The 17024-nt window shown below is 64.9% G+C and carries 10 protein-coding genes; 5 read left to right on the top strand and 5 right to left on the bottom strand.

Translation table 11 applies throughout. From position 1 onward, the window contains the following. Nucleotides 1–11: 11 nt before the first annotated feature. The 3 genes from ACG2LG_RS20525 to ACG2LG_RS20515 all read left to right on the top strand — a co-directional run bounded on the left by ACG2LG_RS20525 (nucleotide 12) and on the right by ACG2LG_RS20515 (nucleotide 1549). The gene (locus tag ACG2LG_RS20525) at nucleotides 12–854 is read left to right on the top strand and encodes an NAD-dependent epimerase/dehydratase family protein (protein WP_396262218.1); all 843 of its coding nucleotides are present in this window, start codon (nucleotides 12–14) and stop codon (nucleotides 852–854) included. A gap of 94 nt (nucleotides 855–948) precedes the next feature. Continuing rightward, nucleotides 949–1227, top strand: a complete 279-nt coding sequence (locus tag ACG2LG_RS20520) for a type II toxin-antitoxin system RelE/ParE family toxin (protein ID WP_396262216.1) — start codon at nucleotides 949–951, stop codon at nucleotides 1225–1227. A 13-nt stretch (nucleotides 1228–1240) separates the two neighbouring features. Continuing rightward, nucleotides 1241–1549 carry a HigA family addiction module antitoxin gene (locus ACG2LG_RS20515; protein ID WP_396262214.1) on the top strand — a complete coding sequence of 103 codons (309 nt, stop codon included), beginning with the start codon at nucleotides 1241–1243 and terminating at the stop codon, nucleotides 1547–1549. Nucleotides 1550–1588: 39 nt separating this feature from the next. On the opposite strand, the gene ACG2LG_RS20510 is transcribed toward ACG2LG_RS20515, so the two are convergent. The 3 genes from ACG2LG_RS20510 to ACG2LG_RS20500 are packed head-to-tail and all read right to left on the bottom strand — an operon-like array spanning nucleotide 1589 to nucleotide 7291. After that, complete coding sequence (locus tag ACG2LG_RS20510; RefSeq protein WP_396262212.1) at nucleotides 1589–3139, bottom strand: pyridoxal-phosphate dependent enzyme; 1551 nt, start codon at nucleotides 3137–3139, stop codon at nucleotides 1589–1591. 51 nt (nucleotides 3140–3190) lie between these two features. Next, nucleotides 3191–3898, bottom strand: a complete 708-nt coding sequence (locus ACG2LG_RS20505; protein WP_396262211.1) for a hypothetical protein — start codon at nucleotides 3896–3898, stop codon at nucleotides 3191–3193. Between the two features lie 12 nt (nucleotides 3899–3910). Next, a complete protein-coding gene (locus ACG2LG_RS20500; RefSeq protein ID WP_396262209.1) occupies nucleotides 3911–7291 on the bottom strand; it encodes a hypothetical protein in 3381 nt (1126 codons plus the stop codon). A gap of 222 nt (nucleotides 7292–7513) precedes the next feature. Here ACG2LG_RS20500 and ACG2LG_RS20495 point away from each other — a divergent pair, with 222 nt between their 5' ends. Further along, nucleotides 7514–8974 (top strand): ATP-binding protein, encoded by a 1461-nt coding sequence (locus ACG2LG_RS20495; RefSeq protein ID WP_396262207.1) that lies wholly within the window; start codon nucleotides 7514–7516, stop codon nucleotides 8972–8974. Next, on the top strand, nucleotides 8971–9639 hold the full coding sequence (locus tag ACG2LG_RS20490) for a response regulator (RefSeq protein WP_396262205.1): 669 nt from the start codon (nucleotides 8971–8973) through the stop codon (nucleotides 9637–9639). Before ACG2LG_RS20495 ends, ACG2LG_RS20490 begins: the two co-directional genes overlap by 4 nt. A gap of 276 nt (nucleotides 9640–9915) precedes the next feature. Here the strand turns inward: ACG2LG_RS20490 and ACG2LG_RS20485 are convergent, their stop codons facing one another. Together ACG2LG_RS20485 and ACG2LG_RS20480 are read right to left on the bottom strand one after the other, a co-directional pair. Next, nucleotides 9916–14646, bottom strand: coding sequence for a beta strand repeat-containing protein (locus ACG2LG_RS20485; protein WP_396262203.1), 4731 nt, complete (start codon nucleotides 14644–14646; stop codon nucleotides 9916–9918). A 363-nt stretch (nucleotides 14647–15009) separates the two neighbouring features. After that, nucleotides 15010–17024: sialate O-acetylesterase (locus ACG2LG_RS20480; RefSeq protein ID WP_396262202.1), on the bottom strand; the 2015-nt coding region annotated here is incomplete at its 5' end.

The following is a 17024-nucleotide window of genomic DNA, read 5'->3' as shown; positions in this document are numbered from 1 at the left end:
CGCTCGAGACCGTGCTTGGGAGCGAGGAGTTCGATGTCGTGCTGAACTTCATCGGATTCACCCCGGCGGAGGTCGAGGCCGACATCGGGCTCTTCGGGGGGCGGGTCGGGCAGTATCTGTTCATCAGTTCGGCCACGGTGTATGCCAAGCCTCCGCGAGTGCTGCCCCTGACCGAGGAGGCGCCGCTTGGTAACCCCATCTGGGACTACGCGCAGATGAAGCTGGACTGTGAGCGGCGTCTCCAGCGCGCTCATGCCGGGCAAGGGTTTCCGGCGACGATCATCCGCCCCTCGCACACCTTCGGACGGCGCTGGATCCCGAACCCGGTTTCCAGCGGCAACTTCGCCTTTCCTGCGAGGATCGAGCAGGGGAAACCGGTCTTCATTCCCGATGACGGCAGCACCCTCTGGACGCTGACGGCGGCGAGCGATTTTGCAGCGGCGGTGGCCGGCCTGGTGGGCTTGGACCGCGCCGTCGGCGAGGCGTTTCACATCACCAGCGACGAGGCGCTGCCCTGGAGTCGGATCTACGAGGAGATCGCCGGAGCCCTCGGAGTCGAGCTGCCGCCGGTGGTTCAGGTTCCCAGCGAGTTTATTTGCGAAGTCGCGCCCTCGCTCACCGGGACCTTGCTCGGCGACAAGGCGCATCCCGCCGTGTTCGACAACGCCAAGATCAAGCGCTTCGTGCCGGGGTGGGAGTGCCGGAAATCCGTCCGCGAGGCCTTGGAAGAATCGGTGAGCTGGCTGCGTCGCCATCCCGCGGAGCGCGCCGTGGACCCGGAGTTGGGCGAGCTCATCGAGCGGGTGATCGAGCGCTGGCGGGAGTGCGGGGGGATGCGAGGTCGGTGCCGGTAGTCCCGTGGATGCGCGACCGGAGGCTCCGGGCGGTTTGTTCTGAAATTCAGAATTTCCACTTGATTCCTTCACCAATCGTCGGATGCTGGGTCGGGTGATCGAGAGTTTTGGCGACAAGCAGACGGAGAAACTCTGGCAAGGCAAGCGCACCCGTTTTCCGGCCGATCTTCTCCAGCGTGCCATCGACAAGCTCAACATCCTCGACGCCGTGACCAACCTGGAATCCCTCCGCGTGCCACCCAGCAACCGGCTGGAAGCACTCAAGGGCGACCGGAGCGGGCAGCACAGCATCCGGATCAACGACCAATGGCGCATCTGCTTCCGTTGGGAAGCGGGGAACGCCCGTCAGGTGGAAATCACCGACTGTCACTAACCCGTCCATCAAGATGACCGCAGAACAAGAAGCAATTCTCGCCTCCACGCCCGGCCGCATCCTTGCGGAGGAGTTTCTCAAGGAGTTCGGGCTCTCCCAGGCCGAGCTTTCCCGGCGCACGGGCATTCCGCGGTCGACGATCAACGAGATCATCAAGGGCAGGCGTCCGATCCAGGCCGAGGTGGCCTACGCGCTGGGACTGTTCTTCCGCATGGACCCGCAGTTCTGGATCAACCTGCAAAGCCGCCATGACATGCGTCGCGTGGAATTTGGCAAGGCGAGCGAGATCCGATCGCGGGTTCAACCCCTTCCGGCATCCTGATGGAAGCGAAGGCACGCTGGTCCATCGGATTTCCGATCCTCAGTTTCCGGGCTGCCCGATGAGGCGGGCGGTGGCGGCGGGGTCGAGGGGTGCGCAGCGGCGGTAGCCGTCGCCGGTGACGGGCAGTTCTTCAGTGAACCGGTCGCGGCTGGAGGCACCGGGAAAATCGAGCCCGATGAGGGCGCGGCCGATCCGTTCGCCGGACTGGCGGTAGTTGAAGTAGCAGAGGTTGGCGCGGTCGCGGACCCGCTGGTCGAGGAAGTCGCGCAGGGCTCCGGAGCGCTCGTAGAAGTCGAGCCGGAGGAACAAGGGATGCGCGAGCAGATCGGAGCGCAGCGGGATGGCGCGGAACTGGATGTCGGCGGCGCCGGCGACGTCGCTCCACTCGAAGCCCGCGGCGTTCAGCGTGGATTCGACGGCGTCGAGCTTCGCCGGCTCGTCGGCACTGAGCGAGAACACCGGCCAGGCATCGGCGGCATCGACCTTGCCGTATTGGAAGTCGGTGATGGTAAGACCGCTGAATCCTCGGTCGAGCAGGTCGAGCATGGTGCCGGCATGTTCCGGAATGCGCACGCGCAGGGTCCGCGTGCGGGCCTTGGACGCGCCCTCGGAGGCAGCCATGTGGCCGAGTTGGAGAAAGTCGACGTTGGCGCCGCAGAGGATGACCAGCACGCGTTTTCCGGCGAGCTGGTCGCGGTTCTTGAGGGCGGCGGCAAGACCCATCGCCCCCGACGGTTCGGCGACGCAGCGCAGGCCTTCCCACAGGGTCCGGACGGCCCCGATGACCTCCTGGTTGCTCACCGTTTCGATGCGGTCGAGGAGGCCGCGGCAGGCCTCGAAGGAAAGGGACCCGGCCTGCCGGACCGCCGTGCCATCGCAGAAAATGTCGAGTTCGGTGAGCGGGACCGGCTCGCCGTGCTCGAGAGCCGCCTTCATCGATGCCTGGCCTTCCCCCTCGACGCCGACCAGCTCGATCTCCGGCCAGTAGGTGCGCAGCCATTCACCGGCACCGGCCGCCATGCCACCGCCGCCGATCTGAAGGTAGGCGACATCGAAGGGGCCGTGTCCGGAGAGCACCACCTCGTCGGCGAGGGTGCCCTGCCCGGCCATCACGTGCAGGTCATCGTAGGCCGGGATGTAGATGGCGCCGCTGTCGGCTTCGTCGGCCCGGGCCGCGGCGACGGACTCGTCGTAGCTGTCGCCGGCGAGAACGATGCCGACCCGGTCGCCACCGTGTTTCATGACGGCCTCCTGCTTCACCCGGGGCGTCGGGCGCGGCATGTAGATGCGGGCGTCGATTCCGAGCTTGGCGGCCGCCAGGGCCACGCCCTGGGCGTGGTTGCCGGCCGAGGCGGTGATCACGCCGCGCTGCCGCTCGTCCGGCGAGAGCACGGCCATCCGGTTGCAGGCGCCGCGCCACTTGTAGGCCTTGATCGGGGAAAGGTCCTCGCGCTTCACCCAGATCTCCAAGCCCGGGAGGTCGATCCGTTCAAGCGGGGTCGGCCGGGCGAAATGATAGACCCGCTCGCGGGCAAGGAGGATTTCCTGCCGCAGCCGGCGGTCGAGGGGAAGCCTGTCGTCGCGCTCCATGGCGGGAGCATGGAACGGGGAGCGGCGGGGCGGAAGCCCCGATCCGCGGGCTCATTCAAACGGGCCGAATTCCGACAATCGGAAGACGCCCAGACCCAGGGTCTCGTCCGGCAGCAGCAGCAGGATCTCGCGGGCGTCGGGATTGGCGGCGACGTAGCGGTCGTAGCACAGCACGGGCTTCTGGTTCTTCCGGTCGTAGGAGGCGAGCATGCGGTACATGCCATTTTCCCCGGCCTTCGGCTTGATCACCCGGCGTCCGCCGGGTTCGACCCGCTTCAGTGCACCCCCGAGCGAGACGGCTCCGGGTTTCGATGAGTAGTTGGCAACGAGGGTCGACCCCTTGCCGAATCCCGCCTTGGCGGGATCGATGACATCGGCCCGGTAGCGGCTCTTGGCCGGATCGTAAAAAACCACGGCGATCGCGCGCCGGGCATCCGCCGGGTAAGTCAGGCTTCCCACCGGCCGGGGTCCCTCGGAGCCGGAGACCGTCAGGTGGAGTTTGCCTGCGGGAACGGACATCCAGTCGGTGATGAAGGACGGCCTCGGTTGGAACTCGGCATGCTCCTTCCATTCGCCCTCGTCGTTCTTCGACATGATCTGCAACGGACCCTGATCCTCGGCACAGGAGACGAAGACGAACCTCAGCTGGGGGCCGCGGTCTTTGCGGGCGTCTCTGGCAGGGGCTTCGTCCTCCGTCGCGGCGATCACGGGAAGGACCAGGATGGCCGGAACCAGAACCAGGAGGAGTCGGAGCAACATGGCGGGTCAGAATCAGACTTCCTCCGCGGTAAGCCAGCGGAAACTCCGCACCGTGAACCTGCGACCGAACCGGGTGTTGACCGGGGACAGCGAATCCCTGTCCGCTTCGGGCGGATCGGTGGCATCGACGAACTCCGGCAGGCGCTGGATCACCGCCTCGCACCAAGCGCGGGACAGGACCTTGCCCGACGCATCGCGTGCATCGCCGTAGGCGCGGATGCGGAAGGTGTCGGACCGCACCGTGATCTGTGAGCCGATGGCGGTGAGGACGCCGGCCTGGCTCAGGTAGCCGGGCGTGCCGATGGCGCGCGCGGGGACCAGTTCGGAAGAAACCACATCGCTGCCGGGCAGAGGATCGAGGTCGGGGCTGGCCACGGTCCGGCCCGCCACCGAATGGCTCTGGTTCAGGCCGGTCTGGTCGATGGCGGCCTGCAGCGCCCCGAGTGCCTGTTGGCCGGATTCTCCATCGGGCCGCCGGTTGACGAAATCGGCCATGCTGAGAAAGGGTCCGCGGGTCTTCACCTGCTCGACGATGGCTTCGGCGAGGTTCTCGATGTCGCTCGCACTGAGGTCGCGCAGTCCGGTCCAATCGCCGGCGGTCCCGGCGGTCGCGGTATTGGTGACGTAGCCAAGGGTCCCGAAGGGATGGTCGAAGCCTTCGGTGGAGCCGTCGGCCTTGATCAGTTCCTGATCGCGGACGCTGGACAGGAGTGCGGTCCAGGCATCGACCGAGGTCGAGTTCACGTTGAAGGCACCGTCCACGAGGAGATAGTTGGCCAGTTTTCCGAGCGCCTCGGGTTTGAAGTCCCCGCCTTCGAACAATTCCTCCAGTGCTGCCTCCGCCGGCTGGTGGGCATGGAAGAGGTAGCGCGTGTTCCGCAGCGCCCCGGTCCCATCGCTCAGTTCCTGAAACTGCTCGCGGGGCGTCCGGCGGTCGGTCAGGTAGGGGGAATTGCCGGCCCCTGAATCGTTGACCATCCCCGACAGGAACCAGGTGTCCCAGAGGGCGGTGTTGGCCATCCACGAGGGGTCGGTGGTGGCTCGCCGGTCGGGAGCGCTTCCCGAGGACGGGCGGAAAACCTGGTCGGGCTCGAGGAAGGGCGATGCCCAGGAATTTCCGATCGCCTTGGCGATGCTGGGCGTGGCCGCCCGATCGCCGCTCAGGGCCTGGGCATCGGACGGGTAGGGGTCGGGCCCGATGGCGGGGGCATCGCGGAAACGCTCGGTGAACCCGGCGGCGATGGCATTTTCGAAGGCACCCAGCGAGAGGGGGGGTGCCAGCGGCAGGCGGCGACGGATCACATTGAAACTGCCGCCGAGGTTCGGCTGACGTCCGCCACCGTGGTAGACGTGCTCGCCGCCGTTGCCGGCGGCCATGGTCTCGAACTGGTAGTTCAGGGGCTGCGCGGTGATCATCCGTTGATGGGCGTGGAGCGAGGCCGCCACCGTGTTCGGCGAGTATCCGCTCCATCCTCTTGCGGCTTCGGCGAGCTGGAACGGTCGCGAGGCGAAGGCATCGCGCGGAATTCCCCCGGAATCCCGCTCCACGTTGCGCACGAAGCTGATCATCATGAAGGGCTGCGGGCGGTTGATGAAGTCGCTCACCGGCCGCACCTGGGGCGGGCGGATCGGCGAGATCATCAGTTCGTTCATTTGATCGCTGTTGATGTCTCCCTGGGCACTCAGGGTGCAGGCATCGATCTGCCAACCCTTGGCATTGGCACCGGTGCGGCGGTCGCCGATCCAGGCATTGTAGTAGGTGTAGAGTCCGCGGTAGCCGGTGTCGCCCTTGGTCAGGGTGAAATCGATGCGGTCACCGGAGCGCAGGCCGGTCGCCCGGAGATCCCAGCCGTTGTTCGAACTCGGATTGATGCGCACGCCGCCGCTCGGCACGAAGCCGCGGCGGAGATCGAGCTGAGGGCCGCTGCCGGTGGTCGAACCGAAGACCACGGCTTCGCCGGGTTCGAGCGTGAAGCCGGCCGAGCGGCCCCGCGTGCCGCCGGAAATCCGGCCGACGAAGAGGCCGAAATCCGCGGACGACGCCGTGTTGGTGTTCCGGGTGCCGTCGGTCTTGCGAATGTTCCACCGGAGGTCGTACGGAACGTTCTGGAGCTGGACCGGAAAGATCAGTCCGGCGGGCCAGACGATGGGAACGTCGTTCGGATTCGACAGGGCGACCATGCCGTCGAGCATCGCCACCATCCGGTAGGTTCCGCCCCCGGTGGACTCGGCCTTCAACGACAGGATGAACTGCACGGCTTCGATGACCGGGCGCTTGTAGAGGTAGTAGCGGTCGTCGACCACCTGCTCACGGGTCTCCGCCATGCGCAGGGTGGGGGTGCTGCCGTTCCATTCTAGTTCCCGGTAGAGGTTGTGGAAGAGGTGGAGTTCCTCGAGGTTGATGCCCCACTCGTCGGAGGTGTTGGGTCGCGATGATGCGGGGATGTTGCCGGCATTCGAGACCGATCCGTTGGCATCGAAGTTCCAGCGGTTCATTCGCCCGTCGGTGATGTAGAGCGGCATGTCCTCGACGTCCTCGATCGGTCGGGTGAGCAACTGGGTCAGATCGCGCTTGAGCCGACCGGCGCGGACATCGGTCAGGAGCCCGGCCGACCAGACGGTGAGGTCGTGCAGGCTCTCGCCGAGGGCCGCCTGGTCGAGTCCGGCCGCCAACTCGACCTGATTCCGGCTCAGGGCCAGCGAGCGCTGGCCGGGCAGCCACTCGAAATTCTCCAGCGCGGTGAAGGTCTGGTGGTCGGGATGCTGGGGAGCCTGGACCTGGAACAGGGGATCGGAGTTGCCGAAGCTGGTGTCGTCGCGACCGGCGTTGATTTTGGCCTTGGTGCCCTCATCCGAGGTCCACCAGGCGATGCGCCCCGAGCCACGATCGGCGGCCACCGCATGAGTCGGCACCCGCACCTGATCCTCCACCGGGGCGGAGGGCCCGAGGCTGCCGCGCGAGACCAGCGGAATGCGGTCGGCCGTGCCCCCGGCGTTCGTTCCCGAAGCCAGCCAGGCACGCAGGTTGACCTCGCGCGACGCGGGATCCTCCGCATCGGCGCCGTCGTTGCCCGGGAGTTCCCAGGCATCATAGACCGCGGTCCAGTGCGGTTCGCCGCCCGGGGAGTCGCCGCCCACGCCATGGGGTGCGGAGATTCGCGAGTCGGGCCCCATTTCCCGCTGAAGCTGGCCGATGGCCATGGTCAGCGCCATCCGGGCATTGGCCCGGGCGATGGCGGCGGCGTCGCCCGCCTGGGATGAGCGCAGGGAAACCGCCGAGAGCGAAAGCATGCCCACCGCCAGCAAGGACAGCAGCACCATCAGGGAGATGGTGACCACGAGGGCGAATCCCTGCCGGGACGCCCGCGTGCGCCGGAGAGGCAGGGGTTTCAAGTGGCGTTGTGAAGGAGGGTTTTTCACGGCAATGGGGCGATTTACCGTCTTACGTTGTAATCACACTAGATGAGCAACCCCGATCCGTCTATTCCCCCAAGAGGGTGATTTGTTTCATTTCTCCGAAAGGCGTCGAGACGGGAGGTGACGTCATCTTGCCTCCCGGATTGGGCGCTGCGGGCTTGCGCCGGCACGTTGGGCGATGTTGCCTCTCGACTGCGCATGCAGAACCGATCGGGAGCCGCAACCGCCAACCGGGCCGCGAGGCTGGTTGCCGGGGTCTTGCTGGCAGCGGCGGGAATTTCTCCGGCCCGGTCAGCCCCGCCGCCCGAGCCGGACCGCCCGGTCTTCCGTCCGCAGATCAGCGAGAAGGAGTTGCGCGAGAACTGGGGCGTGGGGCCCTGGATCTGGGGTCCGGTCACCAAGGACAAGCAGACCTGCCGCCTGTGGCGGGCCTTTGAGATCCCGCCGGGCTCCAAGGTCACGGGGGGCTGGCTCCGAATTTCGGTCGACAACGGCTACCGGCTGATGCTCGACGGGCGGCAGATCGGCACGGGCAGCGACTGGCGGAGCGTGACCGAGTATGATCTCGGGCAGATTTTGCGGCCGGGACGTCACGTGGTGGCGGTCGAGGGCTTCAATGACAACCGCGAGGCCGGAATGCAGTTCGGACTCAGGGTGGAGTTGGAGGATGGACGGGAGATCCGTGTGCTGTCCGACACCGACTGGCGGATTGTGCCAGCGGGCGTTGAGGACTGGCCGGAGCTTCGCGAGGCGGTTCCGGGGTGGGCGCACGCGGTCAAGGTGAGTTCGCGACTGCCGCGTTCCGGGTGGTGGCACCAGCGGACCCCGACGATGCTGGTGAAGGTGGCGGTGCCGCCTCCGGTGGAGGTCCGCTTCTGGCAGACCCGGTGGTTCCAGATCGGGGTGTGGGTCGTTGCCGCCATCGCGGTCCTCTTCAGCCTGCGCCTGATGGCCCGGGTCGATGTGCAGGCGCGGGCCCAGAACATGCTCAACCGGGAACGGGCGCGGATCGCGCGGGGCATTCACGATGAGCTGGGGGCGCGGCTGACCGAACTGGCCCTTCAGGGCGAGGTGATCCAGACCGAGTTGTCCCACGGGTCAAGGGTGAGGCCCCAGCTCGAGGCGCTGTGTGAAAAGGCCCGCGACGTCTCGAGCGCGATGGACGAGGTGGTGTGGATGATCAACTCGCGGCGCGACACCCTGCGCGATTTTGTCAACTTCGCCTGCAAGCACGCGCAGCGTTTTCTGGAGTCGTCGCCGATCCGCTGCCGGCTGGATGTCGATGCGACCCTGCCGGACGTGGTACTCGAGCTGCCGGTTCGCCGCAGCCTGCTTCTTGCGGTCAAGGAGGCCCTGAACAACGCAGCCAAGCATTCCGGCGCCAGCGAGCTGTTCCTTCGGATTCACGTGCGGGGTGGCAGCCTCAAGGTCGTGGTCGAGGACGATGGTGCCGGATTTGAAATTGAAAGCGCCGACCCTTTGCGCAACGGTCTGAGCAACATGCATGAGGGCTTGAAGGACATCGGGGGGCGCTGCCGAATCACATCGCGTCCGGGCAAGGGCTGCCGGGTGGAATTCGAGGTGCCGCTGCCGAAGGTCTCGGCACGGGCCAACGGGTCGACCAAGGCAGCGGAGGAAGGGGAACTGTTGAAGCGATGAGCCAGGAGGATCAGGAGGCAGCGGGACAGGACACCCCGATCCGGGTGCTGCTTGTCGAGGACCAGCCCGACACGGGGGAGAGCTGGCGGCGTCTCATTTCCTCGTTTCCGGATTTCGAATGCGGCACCGTCTGCGGGTCGGCCGAGGAGGCGCTTGAGAAGGTCTCGGAAGTGGTTCCCGGCGTCATTCTGATGGATGTGTTCCTGCCCGGCATGTCGGGCATTGAATGCACGGCCCGCCTGAAGGCGAATCACCCCGAGATCCCGATCGTCATGCTGACCGCCTCGGACGAGGATGAGATCCTCTTCCATGCGCTGGAGTCCGGGGCCGACGGCTACCTCTTGAAGCGCACCAAGCCGGCCGACCTCCGCGCCGCACTGCTCGACGTCCTGAGCGGGGGGGCGCCGATGACCAGCGAGATCGCCCGGCACGTGGTCGCCTCGTTTCGCAAGCCGACTTCGAGCGCGAAAGACGTCTCGCTGACTTCCCGGGAAGAAGAGACGCTGGTGCTGCTGACGGAAGGCTACTCGAACAAGGAAATCGCCGATCGGCTCGGGATCGGTGTCGAGACGGTCCGCAGCCACCTCAAGAACATCTACTCGAAGATGCACGTCCGCTCGCGTACCGAAGCGGTGGTGCAGTTCATGTCGCGGCGGCCGGGGTGAAATCCGCCGCCACAACCAAGCGGAGTGTGTCCCCCCCAAAAAACCCGCGGTGGAACCATCGCGGGGAAAAGAGGGCGCTGGCCGGGACTCACGGTCCGCTCACGTTCAGACGGGCGAAGCCCTTGGTGCCCACAAGGAAGGTCGCGGTGATCTGGTAATGGCGATGTGCCGAAAACCAAAGGTGGACGGGCACCTCGTCCCGTCCACCCTCAAGCACCCGCCACTCCCCCCGAACCCATCGCAAGGGGGGAAGCGGCGGACGAGCATCAGCCGAACCTATTCGCTGGCCTGGAGGCGTCCGAAGAGCTTGCCTGCGGCGGCTTCCGACGAGGCGATGGTCGCGACGACCGCATTGGTCGGGCTGCCCGGTGTGACGACGTAGGTCACACCGTTGTCCGGCACGGCGTTGGTCGCGTCGGGCACCTGGGCCGTCGTGGCCTGCCAGGGATCGCCCACTCCGAGATCGCTGCTGTGCCCGATGCGGAGCTCCGCCGTGCCACGGTCGCCCGACGGCAGGCAGTTGAAGCTCATGACCAGCCCTCCGGCGCCGTCTTCGCTGACCGTTGGCAGGGCGCCGTTGGCATCATCGTCGGGATTCGCCACACCGAGCAGGAATGCCAGGCCGTCTTGTATGCCGTCGCCGTTGAGATCACCCTCGAAGGTGACCGTGCCCGGCAGGGTGCCGGTCGCCGCCCAGTCGGCGAAGGGATCCGTGACCGGCCCGCTGATCACCGTGAGCGTGCCGGTGCCACTGAGCTGAGCGAGTTCCGTTCCGGTGGCGGCGCTACCCGGTGCCTTGTATTCGCCGGGGGCCAGCTGAGTGGTGCCAATGAACAACTTGTCCACCGTGTCGGTGCCGGAGAAGTTGAGATTGAGGAAGGCTCCGGAATCCGCGATCGTCATCGTGGATGAATCGTTGGTTGCAACGGGTGCTTCAAGGCTGAGAATGCCTGCGTTGATCGTGGTGTCCCCGGTGTAAGCGTGAGACTCGACAAGGGTGAAGATACCCGTGCCCGATTTCACGAGGGAGATGTCCCCCAGGAGCCTGGAATGGGCCGTCCACGGGTTGTCTTGGAAGGTGCCGCTCGTCGATCCACCAAACGAGTGGTTGGCGGTGTTATCGATGGTCAGCGTGGAAGGACCGCCGCTCGTGGTGATCTCTTGCCTGCGTCCGCTCAATCCGGTGACGTTGGTCAGACCGGCCAGAGTCAGATCAAACCCATTCAGATCGAACTCCAGGCTTCGGCCGCTTCCGGAGCCGGGGCCACCATCGAGGGTCAGCACGGTGGTGGCCGGCAGGGCATTGGCAACCCCGAGGCGGACCGTAAGTTGGGAGCCGCTGTCAAGTCCACCGGCGGTGTCGAATTCGGTGGTGCCCGCATACGTGCTCTGGTCTCCGAGAATGATCGTGCCTGCCGTCACGTCGCCGACGGACCGGTCGATCACAAGATTACCATCGCCACCGATGACGCTATTCAGGTTGAAGGTTACACCTCCACTGAGGGGCAAATCGACGGTGGACGTGGTGCCGGTGCTGCCCAAGGTGATCGGCGTGCCGACGGAAGCACCGCCGACTTCCGCTTGAAGCGTCGTGCCACCGGCAAGCGTGAGGTTGCTGGCGTTGTCGAAGGGAGTCGTGCTGGTGAATGCGAGAGCGCCCTCCTGCACATCGATCGGACCGGTCAGGGTATTCGCTCCCTCGAGAGTCAGCTTCCCGCTGCCGATCTTGGTCAGCGCCAGGGTGCCTCCGGTGTTTTGGAGGATGCCCCCGAAGGTGCTGGGTTGATCGTCGTCACCGATCGTCAAGGTGCTGGTCGTGCTGCCCGCAGTGTTGTCGACAATGCCGGTGCCGCTCAGGCTGTTGATCGTATCCGAGAATCCGTTGAGATCGAGTGTGCCGAGGACGAAGACGTTGCCGCTTCCGGCACCATTCGGGATCACGTCATCCGCTCCGAGTTGGAGAGTGCCGGCGTCCACGCTGGTTTCCCCGGTGTAGGTGTTCGCTCCGGAAATGATGGCCGTGCCATCACCAGCCTTGATCGGACCGAAGGTGCCGGAGATCATGCCGGCGACGGTCAAGGTCCGTCCCGCAGCAACGTCCCAGAAGCCGAAATCCTCCATCACCAGGTCGGCGTTGATGGTGAGGTCCTGGGTGGCGGAGCTCATGTCGATCAGCGGCAGGAGCCCGGTCGGGTCACCGCCAAGAGTCAAGGTGTTGCCCGCATTGATCGTGACCAGGCCGCCCGGATCGAGGATGGAGATGGTGCCCCAGGTCAGGTCGGCACCAAGCGCGGTCGCATTGGCACCGAGCACCGTGTTGTCCCATACCGCCGTGTCGGCTGCACCGGGAGCCGTTCCCCCGGACCAGCTGGAACCGAGGTTCAGATCGTCGATATTGTCGCCCTTGGCAACATCGACGCTCGTGTCGCTGATCACGAGCTCAAGCGTGTTGCCGTTGAGGTTCAAGTCCGCACCCGTGCCGGGAGCCAGCGTTGAGACCGCCAGTTGGGCTCCGGCAGGAGCCGTGCCAGTCAACGACCCCCAGCTGGCCAGAGGATAAGTTCCGAGGGGCAGGCCCGCATCCACCACCACACTGACCAAGGGAGTGGCCCCGCTGAAGTCCGCCGCTCCGCTGATGATCATCGGACTGACCGAGACGCTTGGCAGGGTCCCGCCGAAGTTGAACTGAAGCGTTCCCGCCCCGGTCGTGGTCAGCGAGCTGCAAGTCCAGCTCTGGGTTTCGTCAGAAACGAGAACCGCGTAGGTGCCGAGGGAGCTCAAGGTGACTGCGGAGCTGGCGATGCCGCCTCCCACTTCGCCTTGGAGCGTGCCTTCGGTGATCGTGGTGCTGCCGGTGTAAGTCTGGGAGTTGACCAAGGTAAGAGTGCCCGCACCTGATTTGGCCAGGGAGATGGCGTTTTGAATAGCTACATCGCTATCGCCCCCCGCCTCTTCGCCAAAGGTGAAATCATCCGCATTGTTGATGGTCAGTGTCGCAGAAGTGCTCGTGGTTACGAATTGCTTCCGGTCGAATTGAGGCACATTCGTCAGGCCGGCGAGGGTCTGGTCGTTTCCATCCAGGTCGAAGGTCACGGATCGCCCGCTGCCTTGTCCGCCTGCCCCTTCCAACGATAGAACCGTGGTGGTGGGTAGTGCGTCTGCAATCCCGCTTCTGACGACGGTATTGTTGCCCAGCAAACCGTTGGTGTCGATCGTCGTGGTGCCCGTGTAATTACTTGCGGCACCCAGCAGGACGATCCCGGTCGTATTGCTGCCGAAGGTGTCGAAGTCGGTGAAAACCAAATCGCCGTCTCCGGAAATCACGCCGTTCAGCGTCATCGTGCCGCCGTCGATCGGCACGCCGATGAATGAGGTCGTGGCTGCAGCGCCGAGGGTGATCGGTGCGGTGACAACCAAGCCGTCGATGTCTGGGTTCAATTCGGCCCCATCGGCCAGGGCGATCTCGGAGGTGCTGCCGAGAGCGGCGAGGTTCTCGATCTCCAAAGAGCCGTTCGAGACCGTGGTGGTGCCGCTGTAGGTGTTCGCGCCGCTCAGCACGAGATTTCCGGCTCCGATCTTCTCAAGATTCAGAGTGGCACCGACACCGCTGTTCTGGAGGGTGCCGCTGAAAGTTCCCGACTTGCCGAAATCTCCGACGGTGAGCGTGGAGGTGGTGGCGTCGGCGGTGTTGTCGACCGTGCCGCTCCCATTCAGGGCCCAGATCGTGTCGGAGTTGCCGTTGAGGTCGAGCGTGCCGGTTACCGAGACATCGCCGGAATCGGTTGTGTCGGGGATCACATCGGACGCTCCCAGCTGGAGGACGCCTCCGTCCACGTTGGTGCCACCGGTGTAGGTGTTGTTACCGGAAATGACGGCGACGCCGTCACCCGCCTTCGTCAATCCCGAACCGCCGGAGACCACACCGCCGAGCGTCAGCGTTCGACCTGTCGCGACATCCAGCGAGCCCGATCCGCTGAGCGCCAGTCCACTGTTGATCGTCATGTCTGCGGTCGCGGCGCTCAAATCGATGGCCGTACCGATGGAATCGAGCGTCAGGGTGTTGCCGGGGCTGATCGTCACAAGCCCTGTCGGATCCACAATAGCGATGCTTCCCCAGGTTTGGTCGGAGCCGAGCACGGTGGTATTCGCCGCGGTCACGGTGCTGTCCCATTGCGCGAGATCGCCTGATGCGGGGGCGATGCCGCCCACCCAGCTGGTGCCGAGATTCAGGTCGTCGGTGTTGTCGGCCTTGACGACCGGCGGCGGCGGCGGGATCTCACCCTCGATGGAGATGAATTCAATGTCAGCGTTACTGGTGTAGTTGCTGGCGAAGCCGATGTAGTTCTGGTCTGTGCCGCTCCAGGTGGTCGTCCCGCTGTAGATTGGGGTCGCGCCGGCGTTCTCAAACACCTGGTAGTTGATGGTCGTGCCATCGTTCATGTCGGCAAAGGTGCAGACGATACTGTATTCGACCGGATAAGCAGGCGAAGGGATTGGAGTGATCGACACATTCGAGCTGCCGTTTTCCGTGATGATCAATCTGGTGGTGCCGATCGTGTCATAAGCGATGTAAATGTCAGAACCGCCTGCCTGACCAGTGACGGTAGAAACGCTTGTTTTTCCGTCCAAGGCACTCTTGGAGTAGCCAATTCCGAAGCCAGTGCTCCGCCCATCGCCGCCCGAAACGCCGGAGGCGATGTTCATCGTGACGGTGAGGGAGGTGAGTCCGCTAAAGTTATTGTCGGGATAGACGATCGCACCACTGCCTCCACCGCCGGCCGAGTCAATCCGAAGCTCATTGCCGTTGATCTCGGCAGTGCCGCTATCGCAGTTGACCTCCACCCAGGACAGTGGAGAAAGACCTCCGCTCTGCCCGTCGGTGCTGGCGTTTAGGTTGGTGTTGTTCGGCCGGGTGAAGTCGTCGCGGAAGAGCAGAGTGCTCTGGGCGTGGGCTGAGGCTGCCGCGAAAACGGCGCCGGCAAGGAGGAGGGGAAGTCTGCTTTTCATGGGTTTTTCTGTCTTGGTTTTTGGCTTGGGATTTTGGGAGCGGTTTCGGGAGGCGAAGTCCGGTGCCGAGAGGTACGAACTCCTAGCCTCAGGTTGGACAGCGTGGGGTCGGACGAGGACTGTCGTCCATCCCCCAAGGGGGTGAAATGCCCCAAGTAGCCTGACCCTTAATGGGTCAAGTGAAACAGGGGAGCCTCTGACGCGAGTGGTGGAATCGATCGGGTCGACCGTGTGCGGGATGGAAAACCACGGATCTGATTCTGGTTGCCCGTGGGCTCGGTGGGTTGTCCCAGTCCGGCAGGACCGTCCAGGGGTTTCCGGATCCTGCGGTGAAGGCTTTTCTTGCCCCGGCACCGCGACTCGCTACCGCTGAACGCCAATCCGGAAGAAGCGGCGGGCTTCTCCAGGCGCTGCGGGCAGTGCGTAGCTGGTGGACGAGCCGGACTCACCCGGCAGGAAGGAGTCGATCCGCTGCCAGGTCTGAAGGTCCAGGCTGACCTCGATGAGGTAGCGGCGCTCGGGGGAGGAGGGCCAGGTGATCGTCAGGTCCGGGGAAGTCTGCAACTGGGGTGCAATCACATTGGAAACCAGCGGGTGGGTGAGCCACAGGAATTCCTCAAGGTTGCTCAGGCCGTCCTGGTCGTCGTCACCTCCCGGATCCTGTCCGGTATTGCCGATGCCCCAGTAGAGTTCCTCCCAGTCATCATCGAGGCCGTTCGGGTCGCCATCGTTGATCGGCACCTGCTGCATGCCGGTGGCCAGACGGGAACCGATGGTGAGATTACCGGCGGTGCCGAAGTGGATGGTGCCGACGACCGGCACGTCATCGGTGGTGACCAGGTAGTTCTTCGCGTCTGCGCCGGCGACCGCGGCTTGGGCTGCCTTCACCGTGGTGCGGTGCGTCGGGTCGAGTGCCGTTTGGTTGTCCGAAAGCTGGGCGATGCCGAACTTGAGATCCCCGTAGGTGGCCCGGACATCGGCGATGAAATTCGTCAGGTTGGTCTGGTAGTTGCCGGCATCGGTGGCGTTGCCGGCATCCGCCTCGCCCTGGTGCCAGATCATGCCTTCCATCTGGATTGCCGCAGCGGGGTAGAGCGATGCCAGCGCGGCAAGGCCGCTATCGACCGTCGATTGAAACGCTTGATAATCCGGGCCGTCGCCGCTGGCGGTGGCATCACCGCCGGGGAACCAGTCGGTGTGGAGGCTGGTGCCGCCGCGGGTGTGCTTGATCACCGCGATGCGGGCACCCTCCGAGCCGAGAGCCTCATGGATGTCGACGCCGAAGCTCAGTTCCGGTCCGAAGCCGCCGGCATTGCCGGTCATCGAGCCGCTCCCGGGTTGGAGGCGGATCACCTGGTCGGCGGGCAGCGGGCTGTTGCCGCCGCCGTTGCCGTGGTAGAAGTCGATGTCCTGCTGGGGTGTCTGCAATTCGGAGGAAAGCTGGGAGGTGACCCCGTAGCCATCGGCATTCGACTGGCCGCCGACGAGATAGACGATCACCCGGTCCGGCGTGGCCGGCGGAACCGGCGTCGTGGTTCCCGTGAAGCCGATCTCACGCATCGCGATGAAAGCTGAACTGGGGTTGTGATTGTCGGCGGTCATCACGACCGAGCGCACACCGGTGTAGGTCGTCCCGAAGGCAAAGCTCTCGGCCGCATAGGTCCCGGTCGCAGGAGCTTTGGCGGCGCTGGCGTTGAAGGGCAGGCCGATCGCGCTGCCGGCTCCGCCGGGTTCATCGTAGAAAGTCAGCGTGAAGTCCTTCACCCCCTGAGAAGTGGCCGGTTCGGACCCGACATTGCTGTGATTCCAGAGGTGGAAGGCCTCCAGCGAAGCCAGTTCGTCGAATTCAAGCGTGATGGTCACCGGGTAACCACCCGCAGGCGGATTCGTCGTCGCGTAGGAGAGGCCGTTGGCAGACGCATCGGCATCCTCGGTGGCGGCGGAGGAGGTGTACCCGCCGTTCTTCAGGTTTCCGATGCCATAACTGCCGGAGGGGAAAGCCCCTCCGTCGGTGGTAGCGCTGTCATGGTAGAGGACATCAGCGGTCTCAAATCCGAGTTCGCGCGCTGCAACAAAGCTGGTGCCTCCGCCAATGCGGCTGCTGATTACGAACTCAACCGAACGGACATTGCTGTAGATCGCTCCAAGGTCGAACACCTCAGCGGCGTAAGTCCCGGTTGCGGGAGCGGCCGAGGCGGTGCTGCTGAAGACCGAGCCGATCTGGGATCCTCCTCCACCGGCCCCGTCATAGAATGTTAGGGTGAAGTCTTTCACGCCAGCAGCGGGTGCCCCGGCACCATTGTTGTTGCTGTGATTCCACAGGTAGAAGTCGGTCAGGTTGACGGCGCTCGCAAAATCGAGCGTGATCGTAACCGGAT

The sequence above is a fragment of the Haloferula sp. A504 genome, assembly GCF_044385805.1.
Taxonomy (GTDB): Bacteria; Verrucomicrobiota; Verrucomicrobiia; order Verrucomicrobiales; family Akkermansiaceae; genus Haloferula.
Note: the sequence above shows the minus strand (reverse complement) of the source record. Positions and strands in the feature narration are given on the sequence as shown.

Coding starts and splice junctions, on each gene's coding strand:
- ACG2LG_RS20515 (WP_396262214.1), top strand. CDS start 1,241: ATGACCGCAGAACAAGAAGCAATTCTCGCCTCCACGCCCGGCCGCATC.
- ACG2LG_RS20510 (WP_396262212.1), bottom strand. CDS start 3,139: ATGGAGCGCGACGACAGGCTTCCCCTCGACCGCCGGCTGCGGCAGGAA.
- ACG2LG_RS20505 (WP_396262211.1), bottom strand. CDS start 3,898: ATGTTGCTCCGACTCCTCCTGGTTCTGGTTCCGGCCATCCTGGTCCTT.
- ACG2LG_RS20495 (WP_396262207.1), top strand. CDS start 7,514: ATGCAGAACCGATCGGGAGCCGCAACCGCCAACCGGGCCGCGAGGCTG.
- ACG2LG_RS20490 (WP_396262205.1), top strand. CDS start 8,971: ATGAGCCAGGAGGATCAGGAGGCAGCGGGACAGGACACCCCGATCCGG.
- ACG2LG_RS20485 (WP_396262203.1), bottom strand. CDS start 14,646: ATGAAAAGCAGACTTCCCCTCCTCCTTGCCGGCGCCGTTTTCGCGGCA.